Raw genomic sequence first — 11,967 nt, 5'->3', positions numbered from 1 at the left:
TCAGCGTCAGCGTCCCGTACCGACGTCAGCGTCCTGCGCCAGCGGCAGCGTCCCGCACCAGCGACAGACTCGCGCACCGATCAGACGGGTCCGCATCGGCGGCAGGACTTCACGCCAGCGATAGGCCTACACATTGGTTACAGGGTCTAACGTCAGCGATAGGACTTCACTAGAGCGACAGAGCTTCTTGCCATCACCGGCGTCAAGCTGTTCGGAGGACCTCACCCCGATCACCTCCACTGGACTCGGTCGGCTCCTTTCACCTGCAGCGCCGCCGTAGCGGGCAGGCTGGCAGAGCCGGCGACGTCCTGGCCCAGGAGGACGCGCCCTCCGGATGGACGGCCGCGGTCTCCACCCACACCAGTTGCATGGGTTGGCTGCCTGGCACGAATCGGGCCGAGAACACGAAAGCTGGCTGAGAACGCGAAAGCCCCCCGCGTCGTGCGTTGCACGACGCGAGAGGCCGGGGAGAGGGGGGAGGGAGGTGGTGCGTCAGTCGACGTTCGCGCCGGCCGGGACTGGCGGGACGACCCAGACGTCCGCGGAACGGACGCCGAATCCCCAGTTCAGGACCTTCGCGGCGTCCGTGAAGCGGGCCATCTCAACGGTCTTGGAGCTGTCCATGACCACGCCGATCAGCGTCTTCTTGCCGCGCGTGGCCTCGAACATCAGCGAGAATCCGGCCGCGTTGGTGTGACCGGTCTTGATGCCGATCGCGCCCTTGTAGGCACCCTTGCCCGAGCCGAGCAGCCGGTTGGTGTTCCACGGGTAGTAGGCGTGGTGAGCGCTCGTCGCCCCGAGGAGGTAACGCGGCTGCTTGACGACGGCCCGGAAGTTGGCGTTCTTCATCGTGAAGTAGCCGAGCCGGGTCATGTCCCAAGCCGTCGAGTAGGTGGAGCTCTCGGACGGCCAGTTCAGGCCGTCGAAGTTGGCGAAGTGGGAGTTCTTCATGCCCAGCTTGCGCGCGTTGGCGTTCATCTTGCCGACGAACTTCTGCCAACCCGGACCGACGGTGTCGGCCAGGACGTACGCGGCGTCGCATCCGGACGGCACCATCATCAGGTTCAGCAGCTGCCGGACGGTCAGCTTGTCGCCCACCACGAGCCCGGCGCGGCTGGCGTCGGTGTGCTGCTTGGTGACGTACTCGACGTGCTTGCGCTGGATGGTGATGACCTTGTCCAGGCTGACACCGCTGTTCAGCACCGTGTAGGCGGTCATGACCTTGGTCATGCTGCCGATCGGACGCCGAACCTTGTCCGCCCGGGCCCAGCGGGCCTTCTTGGCGGACACGTCGTACAGGTAGGCGGACTTGGCCGCCACCCCGGCCGGTCCGGCCGCGGCCCAGGTGTCCGGGCCCGCGGCCGGGGCCGCATGCGCGGCCGTCCCGGCCACCGTGAGCAGCGGTGCGGCGGTGAGGGCCGCGACCGTGCATCGCACGGCATGTCGTGCAGAAGCCTTCATGGCATCCCCGTTCGCGAATTATCCCATGCGTCACTGATGTCCCATGGGTCCCCCAGGAGCCTCCCACCCCACACCCCCCACCGCAATCGACCACCCAACCCCCATGCCACCACCCACGCTCCGCACCCCCGCCCCCGCTCCACCGCGCCCCACGCGCCACCGCGCCCCACGCGCCAGCGCCCGCCCCACGCGCCATCTCCCGGGCTACGCGCCATCTCCCGCCCGCGCTTCGCGTGAAGGTCGGCGCTCGCGTAAACGTCCGGGCTCAGTGACGTCGCTCGGGCGTCGCGCCACCGCCCACTTTTGCGTAGCGTCCGCGCTTCGCGCCGCCGTCGGGGCTTCTTGCCACCTTCCCCGGCGTTCTGCGTCTGCGCTTGCGTTCTGCTCCACGTCCCGCCCACGCGTCACTGTCCGTGCCGCGCACCACCGCCCGTGCCGCGCACCACCGCCCAGGTCTCGCCCTAGCGCCCGTGCTTCGCACCGCTTCCCGCCTGCGCTTCGCGTCCGTGTCCAGGCATGCGCCCACTTCGCATCACCCCGATCCAGGCTTCGCACCACCGCTGCGCTTCGCGCCACTGTGTGCGCTCTGCGCGGGCGTCCGCGCTTCGCGCCGCCGCCGGGGCTTCCTGCCACCCCCCGCCCGCGTTCTGCGTCTGCGCCCGCATCCCACGCCACATTCCGCCCACACGTCACTGCTCGCCGACGCACGCGTACCGGCCCCCGGACTTCGGCTCAGCGTCCGGGCTCAGTGTCCGGGCTTCGCGCCACCCCCGTCCGCGCTTCGCGGGAGCGTCTGCGCCCGCGTCAGCGCCGCGCTTTCGCGTCTGCGCGCCCGGGTTCCGCGCCACATCCCGCCCCACGCGTCACCATCCGAGCCCGCATGACCGCCGTGTGTCGCGACAGCGTCCGCGCTTCGCGCCATCTCCCGCCCGCGCTTCACGTCAGCTTCAGCGTTGAGCGCGAACGTCCGCGTTTAGCGTCTGTGTCCGGGCTCGGGCCGCCCCCTTCCTGGCTTCGCTCCACCGCCCGGTCATTGCGTCGCCGTCCGCTCCTGCCCACAGCGTCCGGGCCTTGTGTCAGCGTCCGGGCTTCGCATCGCCGCCGACCTTCGGGCCACCTCGGCCCGCGCTTCCGGCTGCGCCGGCGCTCCGCGTCCGGGCCGCGTGCCGATCCCACGTCCAGGACGGGCCGCGCCCGTGCTCCCGCCCCCGCTCGCGTCTGAGCCCGCACTCCGAGTCTGCGCTCGCGTTCCGCGCCACGTCCCGCCCATGCGACGCTGTCCATGCGCAGCGTTACCGCCCGGACATCGCCTCAGCATCCGGGCTTCGTGCCACCCCCGTCAGGGGCTTCGCACCACCGCCCGCACTTTTGCGCCGCCGTCCGCTCTGTGCATCAGCGCCCACGCTTTGCATCAGTGCCCGCGTTTCGCGTCAGCCCCGGTCTTCGCATCGCCGCTGCTTTGTGCTGCCTCCAGGGGGCCAGGGCTCCGTGTTCGGGGCCGCGTGCCGATCCCATGTTCAGGACGCGGCCGCGCCCGTGCTCCCGCCCGCGCTCGCGTGAGCGCCCGCGCGTTGCCTCAGCGCCTGCGTTTCGCCTCGGCGTCCGGGCTTCACGCCGCCGGGCTTCGCGTCCGCGGCGCGGGCTTTGTGCCACCCCGCGCCCGTGCTTCGCGTCAGCGTCTGCCCTTGGCCCCGCGCCCGCGCTTGCGTCGGGGTGTGGATTCGCGTCGCTCGCTGTTTGGTGGTCGCTCTCCGTTGTGTTGGCTGTCCGGGCTTGCTTGCCGCTGGTCCCTTACATGCGGCACGCGCTGTCCTGATTTTGCGGGGCTTCGGTGCTGTTCGCCGATTTGCCCTGTGCTGGTCGCGTCAGGTGCCGGGTGTGAACGCCAAGCAAGAGTTAGACCCTCTAATTCTTGCGATGGTGCCTTTCGCGGGGGAGAGGGGTTGGTGTGGGGGTTAGGCGGTCGCTAGGGCTACGGCGCCGGCGCTTACCAGGGCCACTGCCCAGAATCGGTCGAGGTTCAGCCAGGTGTGGCGGAGGACGGTCAGGCCCAGGACGTCGTAGACGAGCAGTGCGATGATTCCTGCCGTTACGAACATGGCGAGGGTGTGGACGCCCGTTACGAAGATGGCCGCGGAGACGGCGCTGCCTGCGGCGTGCCCGAGTCCGTGTGCGTGGGCAGTGGCGGGGCCGGTCGTGGACGTCCCGGAGGCGGCGATGACCGGGAGCAGCATGAGGCCCGCGCCGTGGGCGGACGACATCAAGAAGGACCATCCCGCGAGTTGCGGCAGGGACAGGCGCATGCCGACCCAGCGGAAGTGCCGCTTCGACAGCAGCCGCCACATGCCGAAGCCGACCAGCGCCAGGCCGCCGACTATGGCGACGACCTGGGCGGCGACGACCGAGCGGGTGAGGGTGAGCAGGAGGGCGACGGCGCCTACGGACGCGGCGTGTCCGGCGGCGATGGCGGGCAGGGATTGGAGGACGCGCGTCCGGCTGCGTTCCTGGAGGCCGCGCGCGACCGCGAACAGCCAGCCCATCGCGGGGTTGAGCCCGTGGAACGCGCCGAGGACGACCAGCGCCGCCAGCGATCCGTCCGTCACCGGGTCACGGGTAGCAGTAGGAGTCGGACGAGGCGTCGCCGCCCTGCAACCGCGTCTGGTGGACGCGCAGACCGCCGAAATCGTCCCCATGCGGGAAGAACCGGGAGTCGAAGTCGAAGCCGGTGTCGGACGAGTCGAGCTTGGCCATCCAGGCGCCCACGCCGTCCGGATAGAACTGGTCGTCCCATGACCGGTAGAGCGAGTTGGTCACGTAGACGCGGCGTCCGTCGCGGCTGACCTCGACCATCTGCGGGCCGCCGGCGAGCGGGACGTCCGGCAACGAGGGGTGCGGCGTGCGCCTTACGATGCCGCCGATCTGCACCGACCCGGCCTCAGTTGGATGGAACGGGTCGGTAACGTCGTAACGCTTCAGTTCGCCGGTGCCCCAGCACGACACGTACAGCCAGCGGTCGTCCACCGACAGGTCGATGTCTGTGACCAGCGGTGGGACGGCTCCGAACGGCTGGATCACCGGCGGCAGCGCCTCGGCGGGCGCGGGCTCGGCCGGAATGCTGATGACTTTCGTCGCCGTCCAGGGACCGTCGCTCGCGCCGTCCTCGCGATGCCATAGCCAGATGGACGCGGACAGGTCCTCGACGCTGACGACGACGTTCACGAACCCCCACTGCCTGGTCGGATCGTGCGCCGGACGCAGTTCCAGCGCCATCTGGTGCTGGTCGCCGAGGTCCACGCGCTGGACGTGGCGGCGTTTGCGCAGGTCCCAGAAGTGCAGCGCGTGCCCGTAGCGGCGGCCGAGCAGGAGCTCGCCGACCACGCCGTCCTCGATCATGGACGGCGTGCCCCACTCGGAGGTCACCAGCACGTCGTGCGCGATGTGCCACCAGGCGTCGTACGCGAGGTGCTGCGGCCCGCGATCGACCTCCCACCGCCCGAGGACCTCGAACGAGTCGTGATCGAGCAGCGCGATCCCGCCCGGCCCGTCATTGCCGTTCGCGCCGCCGAGCGACGACACGTACAGTCCCTCCGGGCCGCAGTGGACGGTGTGCGGACGCGAGTACCCGGCGTGTTTCGCCAGCTCCTCCGGCTCCAGGACCTTGGCGATCTCGGGCGCGGTCGGGTTCTTCTTGACGTCCAGGAAGTAGATCCGGGACGACCGAAGCCCGGGGACGACCAAGTACCGGCGTTCGACGTGCGGATGCGGCGCGTATGGGCACAGTGCGCTGCTGCACGCGTTCCATCCCATGTGGTGGAGTTCGTCCCCGGTGTTGGGCAGCGACGTCCGTCCGACGACCGTCCCGTAGCCGGCGGAGTCCGGATCGACGTCGACGACAAGGACGGCGTCCGGCCCCTGGGAGGACGGATCGAACGCCGCCACATAGGCGAGCCCCTCGGGAGGTGCCGACACGGCGTCGCGCGGAGAGGCATAGAAGGTCGGGTCGGGCTTCCACAAAGCCATAGGGCTCTCCTCAGCGGGGTCCTCTGATCCTCACTCGACGCGTCCGGTTCTCCAACGTCCGCTTAAGGCCACCCCTCCCGGCCCCAGCGGCATCCCGCTCCCGCAACACAACGGCACGTCTCGAACGCAACGGCACGTCCGGGACGCACCGGCGCGTACGTATGGCAACGCCGCTTTGGTGTGGCAACGGCGTACCCATTTGGCAACGGCGTGTCTGCAACGCCACGGAACGTCCATAACACGACGGCCTGTCCGACGCATCGGTACGCCCGCAAGCCAACGGCGCGTCCGCATAGCGGCGGCGTGTCCGCATGGCGACATGGCGGCGGCGTGTCCGCATGGCGCGACGGCGTGTCTGTAGCGCGAGGGCGTGTCCGCATGGCGACGGCGTGTCCGCATGGTCCGACGGCGTGTCTGCAGCGCGAGGGCGTGTCCGCATGGCGACCGCGCGTCCGCGGCGCATCGGCACGTCCGCAAGGCGATGATGGGGCCGCAAGGCGACGATGCGGGCGCATAGCGACGGCGCGTCCGCGGCGCGACGGGTGTCGGCAGGACAACGGTGCGTCCGCAGGACAACGGCAGGTTCGCAATGCGACAGAGCATCGGCATGGCAGCGGCGCGTCCGGGGGCAGTGGACTGCTGGCCGCTCCGCGGCGGCCGCGCCGAGTTGAGGGGCGAGGATCCGCGCGCCGCTCGCCAGGGATCGCGCGCCGCGCTCCAGCGATATGGACGACCTGGGGCGTTGCGGCCAGGCCCGCACGCCGTTGCGTGCGCGTCCCGCACGATGCTCCGGGTGTGTCCGTGTCTCGAGGCGTTGGAAGGGGAGCGGCGGAGGCAACAGGGACGCGAAAGGGCAAACAGGGTCGGCCCGGGGTATCACGGACGCGAAGGCGCACATGGGGCCGGCTCAGGAGATGGTGACCGGGTGCCGGACGACGGCGCCGAACAGGTATCCCAGGGTGTTGTAGGTCGCTGTGCTCGGCTGGGTGTGGCCCGAGTCGTCCGTCGCGCGCGCGAGGAGTTCGTAGCTGCCCGGAGCGGGAGGACGCCAGCGCAGCGACCAGCGCGCCCACGCATCGGAAGGGCCGTGCAGGTGCGCCCGCTGCCAGTGCGCGCCGCCGTCCGTGCTGACTTCGACGCGCCGGACGCGGCCGGTGCCGGACCAGGAACGACCGGTCAGGGTGACCTCGCGGCCGTCGAGCGTGGCGGGGAAGGGCAGCTCGAAAGCGCTCTTCACGTTCATCGTGGTAAGCGGCTCGCTGCCCTCGGGTGGGAAACTCGGCCCGAACATCCGGTAGTAGCGAGTGTTCCAGGGGGACGTGAGCGCGTGGTCGGCCACCTCGATGTCGCCGAGCCATTTGATGGACGCGATGCCGACCCAGTGCGGAACGACCAGCCGCACCGGAAAGCCGTGGTCGGGCGGCAGCGGTGCGCCGTTCATCTCGTACGCGACCAGGACGTCCTTGAGCGCCTTCTCGATGGGTAGCGGACGCCGCACGCGGCCCATGTTCTCGCCGCCGTCCACGAAGTCGGCGTCGAGCCCGCGCGGCAGGACGTCCACGGCGGTGGGGGAGAGGCCGGCCCGACGAAGGACGTCCGCCAGCGGCACGCCCCGCCAGCGTGCGACGCCGACCGCGCCGAGCGTCCATGGCGTTCCGCTCACCTTTTCGTTCTGTTGTGTCGTATAGAACGAACGACCATTGCCCGTACATTCGATCGCGGTCGTGATCGTACGAGCACGCATGGTGAGCAGTTGTGTGTAGCTGAGCTCGAATGCGCGGTCTTCGGTCGGTGAGCCCTGCAGGCCGCTGCCCCACAGTTTGAGCCGCCACGTGCGCGCATCGATCCGGGGCGTCGCGACGTGGTTGCGCACGAAGAACCGGTCGACCGGCGTGATCAGTCCCTGCCCGCGCATGGCCTCCCAGCGCATCTCGGCGTTGGTTCCGCGCGGGATGAACAGCTCGGGCGGCAAGGGCTTGATGATCCCGCTGGCAGGCACGTCCGCAACTGTGCCCGAACGCACCCCGCGAGAGGAAGCACCGACGGCGGACGCCGCTGACGCGGAGGCCGTCCCGCTGGAGGCGATGCCCGCGGCCCCCGCGACGCCGCCCGCGACCGCGCCCGCTGAAAGCCGCAGGACCCCGCGCCGCGAGAGCGGTCGCGCGTCCGCGGTCCGCCGCGTCCGGTCGCGGAGATGCTCGTAGGTCGCCTCGTCGGTGAGATCGGGATCCATGGGATCGATGCTGCTGAGCGAACGCCCATAAGTCAACTTTCCCTACTCAATTAATCTATTTCCTACCTCGGTAGGCTGTGTGGCGTGGCGCACACCACTCCGCCTCCGCCGCGTCCGCCGGACCGGTCCCCGGCGTCGCCCGGCGCGTTCGCCGAGTCGCCCGCCGCGGTGGCCGAGCTGCTCGACCGGCACGCCTACCTGTGCGACGAGGGCCTCGCCACGGCGTGCTACCTCGCGCTGCGGATGGGCCGCCCGCTGTTCCTGGAGGGCGAGGCCGGGGTCGGCAAGACCGAGCTGGCCAAGACGCTCGCGCGCGTCCTCCACGCACCGCTGATCCGGCTCCAGTGCTACGAGGGACTGGACGCGACGCAGGCGCTCTACGACTGGGACTTCCCGCGCCAGATCCTGCACCTGCGCGCCGCCGAAGCCGCCGGCGTCACCGACGCCGCCCGCCTGGAAGGCGAGCTGTACGACCGGCGCTTCCTGCTGGCCAGGCCACTGCTACGCGCGCTGGAGACCACACCGTCCGTCCTGCTCGTGGACGAGGTCGACCGCGCGGACGACGAGTTCGAGGCGTTCCTGCTGGAGGTGCTGAGCGATTTCACGATCTCGGTGCCCGAACTCGGCACGATCCGCGCCGAGACGCCGCCCGTCGTTGTCGTTACGTCCAACCGAACACGAGAAGTGCACGATGCGCTCAAACGACGATGCCTCTATCACTGGCTCGAACATCCGTCGTTCGATCGCGAGGTCGCGATCATCCGCCGCCGCCTCCCGGAAACAACCGACCGCCTGGCCGGCCAGGTCGCCCGCGCCGCCGCCACCCTCCGCTCCGCCGACCTGCTGAAACCCCCGGGCGTCGCGGAGACCATCGACTGGACCGAAGCGCTCGTCGCACTCGGCGTCCGCGACCTGGACCCGGACACCTCCGCCCTCACCCTCGGCGCCGCCCTGAAGTACCGCGAAGACCACCACCGAGGCCTAACCGCCCTATTCAACAGCCAGTGACCCAACTGCCTGCCCCCGATCCCAGCCCTGCCCCCACCCTCACAGCCCGCGAAGAGCAACCCCACCCCGAACCCGCGCCGCCCTGCCAAAGAGCCACCACAGCACGCGGCCAACACCCGACCACCAAACCCCGCCCCACCCCGCACCCATCTGCCCTGGTGCAGAGCAGTCTCACCCGTGCCGGTTCCAGCTCAGGAAACCCCTGCCGCGCCCCGCTCGTCCGCCTTGATGAAGGGCCGTCAATCCGCGCGCCGATGCCAGATCACCGAGCGCCGTCGCGCCCATCGCCCGTCCGGCCTGGTGCGGGGCAGTCAGATCGCGCGCCCGTGGGAGGTATCTCTCTAGGTGTGGAAAGTGATCTTGTTGGGGAGCAAGTGATCAGTGGGCGAAGCGCCCACGTTCTTCGGGGGGAGAACCACACGTCATGTCTGTGATCGATGGTGTCGACGGCACCACCTCGACCACCGTAAGTGATCTTCCGGCTACCGTGTTGGAGGTGGGTGAGTCCGAGCAGGAAACGGTGCGTCGTCCGATCCGGGAGCTGATGGACGATCGGCTGCTGGATGAGTTGCTGGCCAGGTCCCGGGACCAGGACGGCGGGCTGCGGCTGACCGGTGAGGGCTCGATGCTGGGTGATCTGGTCAAGGCCGTCCTGGAGCGGGCGTTGGAGGCCGAGCTGACCGCGCATCTGGGCTATGACCGGCATGTGCAGGGCGCGGGCGCGGTGGCGGGCAACGCCCGGAACGGGAAGATCCGCAAGACGGTGCAGACCGGGGTCGGGCCGGTTCAGGTGGCGGTGCCGCGGGACCGGGCCGGCAGCTTCGAGCCGATGCTGGTGCCCAAACGCGCCGGGCGCGTCTCCGGCGGCCTGGACGACATGGTCATCAGCCTGTACGCGCACGGCATGACGGTCCGTGACATCGTCCACCACCTCGACCAGGTGTATGGGACCCGGCTCAGTCCCGAGACCGTCTCCCGGATCACCGAGCAGGTGATGGAGGAGGTCAAGTCCTGGCAGCGCCGCCCGCTCGACCCCGTCTATGCCGTGGTGTTCCTGGACGCGATCGTGGTGAAAGTCCGCGACAACCACGTCGTGCACAACAAGCCGGCGTACCTGGCAGTCGGGATCGACACCGACGGCGACAAGCACGTGCTGGGCATCTGGGTGCCCAAGGCCGCCGACGGCCCGGTCGGAGAAGGCGCCGGGTTCTGGCGCGGTGTCGTCACCGACCTGCGCAACCGTGGAGTCACCGACATCCTGATCGCCTGCTGCGACGGGCTGGGCGGGTTCGAGGACGCCATCACCGCGGCCTTCCCCCACGCCACCGTCCAGACCTGCGTGGTCCACCTGATCCGCAACGCACTGCGGCCGGTCCCACGCAAGGACCGCGCCGCGGTCGCGGCCGAACTGAAGAAGGTCTACACCGCCGTCGACGCCGACGCCGCGTTCGACGCCCTGGCCACCCTGGCCACCAGCGAGCTGGGAAAACGCTACCCGCAGGCGGTGAAAGTGTGGGAGACGGCCTGGGAACAGGTCACCCCGTTCCTGGCCTTCACACCCGCAGTCCGCCGATTGCTCTACACCACCAACAGCATCGAGTCACTGAACTACCAACTCCGCAAGGTCACCAAGGCCCGCGGCCACTTCCCGACCGACGACGCAGTCGTCAAACTGCTGTGGCTGGCCATCGTCAACATCGAGGACAAACGCGCCCGCGAACGCGCCGCCAAACGAGCCAACGGCGACAAGCATCCCTTCCAACCCGCCCGACTCGTCGAGGGCACCAAAACCTACGGCTGGCCCGAAGCACTCAACGAACTCGCCCAGGCCTACCCGGGCCGCATCCGGTAAACACAACCAGACCCACCACAAGATCATCTTTACACACCTCGAGTTACAAGCTCCTGCGTGCGCTCTGCGCGCAGCGGGCGCTCTGCGCGCAGCGGGGGGACTGTCAATTTTTCGGTGTAAGTCGATCTTGGATGGGTTAGTTGTTCCTGGTCAGGCGGCCGTCGAAGTGGATGTCGAAGGCGTTGAGGGCCGGCTTCCAGCGGCGGACCCAGGCGCCACGGCCTTTGCCGGTGGGGTCCAGTCCCATGAGCGCCATGTAGAGGCATTTCATCGCGGCCTGCTCGGTCGGGAAGTGGCCGCGGGCGCTCACGGCCCGGCGGAGCCGGGCGTTGATGGACTCGATCGCGTTCGTGGTGGCGATGACCTTGCGGATCTCGACGTCGAAGGCCAGGAATGGCACGAACTCGGCCCAGGCGTTGGTCCACAACCTGACGATCGCGGGATACTTGCGCTCCCACTTCTCGGAGAACTCGGCGAACCGGTCGAACGCCGCGGCCTCGGTCGGGGCGGTGTAGACGGGCTTGAGATCCTTGGCGAGTTTCGACCAGTCCTGCCTGCCGGCATAGGCGAAGCTGTTGCGCAGCAGATGAACCACGCAGGTCTGCACCACGGTCTGCGGCCAGACCGCAGCAACCGAGTCAGGCAGCCCCTTCAGCCCATCACAGACCAGCATCAGGACGTCCTTGACACCGCGGTTCTTCAACTCGGTGAGGACACGCAGCCAGTACTTGGCGCCCTCACCGTCACCGTGCTCACCGGCCCACAGCCCGAGGAAGTCGCGCTGCCCGTCGACCGTGACGCCCAGGGCGAGGTAGATGGGGCGGTTGGCGACCTGGCCGTCCCGGATCTTCACCCGCAACGCGTCGATGAACACCACCGGATACACCTCGTCCAGCGGACGCGACTGCCACTCGGCCATGCCCTCCAGCACCCGGTCGGTGATCGCCGAGATGGTGTCCTTCGACACCGACGCGCCATACACCTCGGCCAGATGCGCCGAGATCTCACCCGTCGTGAGCCCCTTCGCGCTGAGCGACAACACCATGCCGTCGATCCCGTCCAACCGCCGCTGCCGCTTCCGCACGATCTGCGGCTCGAACGAGGCGTCCCGGTCCCGCGGCACCTCGATCTGGACCGGACCCGCCTCGGTCAGCACCGTCTTGGACCGCTTCCCGTTCCGGGAGTTCCCACTGCCGCGACCAGCGGCATCGTTTTTGGCATAGCCCAGATGAGCGTCCAGCTCGCCCTCAAGCGAAGACTCCAGCACCAGCTTGGTCAGCTGCTGCAGCAACCCACCCTCACCCGACACCGGCAGACCCTGCGCCTGCAACTGCGCCACCAGATCAGCAACCTGCCCAGCCACAGCCGAAGGCACCTCACCAGCGGACTCACC

At 69.3% G+C, this 11,967-nt stretch carries 7 protein-coding genes; 2 read left to right on the top strand and 5 right to left on the bottom strand.

Features of this window, described 5'->3' with window-relative positions; translation table 11 throughout:
- Positions 1 to 492 precede the first annotated feature (492 nt).
- The 4 genes from FHU30_RS18335 to FHU30_RS18320 all read right to left on the bottom strand — a co-directional run bounded on the left by FHU30_RS18335 (position 493) and on the right by FHU30_RS18320 (position 7,714).
- Complete coding sequence (locus FHU30_RS18335; protein ID WP_253877251.1) at positions 493 to 1,437, bottom strand: D-alanyl-D-alanine carboxypeptidase family protein; 945 nt, start codon at positions 1,435 to 1,437, stop codon at positions 493 to 495.
- 1,979 nt (positions 1,438 to 3,416) lie between these two features.
- Positions 3,417 to 4,064, bottom strand: a complete 648-nt coding sequence (locus FHU30_RS18330) for a hypothetical protein (protein WP_253877249.1) — start codon at positions 4,062 to 4,064, stop codon at positions 3,417 to 3,419.
- A 4-nt stretch (positions 4,065 to 4,068) separates the two neighbouring features.
- Positions 4,069 to 5,481, bottom strand: a complete 1,413-nt coding sequence (locus FHU30_RS18325) for a selenium-binding protein SBP56-related protein (protein WP_253877247.1) — start codon at positions 5,479 to 5,481, stop codon at positions 4,069 to 4,071.
- Between the two features lie 907 nt (positions 5,482 to 6,388).
- Positions 6,389 to 7,714 (bottom strand): sulfite oxidase, encoded by a 1,326-nt coding sequence (locus FHU30_RS18320; RefSeq protein WP_253877245.1) that lies wholly within the window; start codon positions 7,712 to 7,714, stop codon positions 6,389 to 6,391.
- Between the two features lie 168 nt (positions 7,715 to 7,882).
- Here FHU30_RS18320 and FHU30_RS18315 point away from each other — a divergent pair, with 168 nt between their 5' ends.
- Together FHU30_RS18315 and FHU30_RS18310 are read left to right on the top strand one after the other, a co-directional pair.
- On the top strand, positions 7,883 to 8,722 hold the full coding sequence (locus tag FHU30_RS18315) for an AAA family ATPase (protein WP_253878038.1): 840 nt from the start codon (positions 7,883 to 7,885) through the stop codon (positions 8,720 to 8,722).
- 544 nt (positions 8,723 to 9,266) lie between these two features.
- Complete coding sequence (locus tag FHU30_RS18310; RefSeq protein ID WP_372503903.1) at positions 9,267 to 10,574, top strand: IS256 family transposase; 1,308 nt, start codon at positions 9,267 to 9,269, stop codon at positions 10,572 to 10,574.
- A 136-nt stretch (positions 10,575 to 10,710) separates the two neighbouring features.
- Here the strand turns inward: FHU30_RS18310 and FHU30_RS18305 are convergent, their stop codons facing one another.
- Positions 10,711 to 11,949 (bottom strand): IS256 family transposase, encoded by a 1,239-nt coding sequence (locus tag FHU30_RS18305; protein WP_372503872.1) that lies wholly within the window; start codon positions 11,947 to 11,949, stop codon positions 10,711 to 10,713.
- Between the last annotated feature and the right edge of the window lie 18 nt (positions 11,950 to 11,967).

Origin of the sequence: Actinomadura rupiterrae (assembly GCF_024172125.1) — a bacterium.
Lineage (GTDB): Bacteria > Actinomycetota > Actinomycetes > Streptosporangiales > Streptosporangiaceae > Spirillospora > Spirillospora rupiterrae.
The sequence above is the reverse complement of the archived record's forward strand: the minus strand, read 5'-3'. Positions and strand labels throughout refer to the sequence as shown.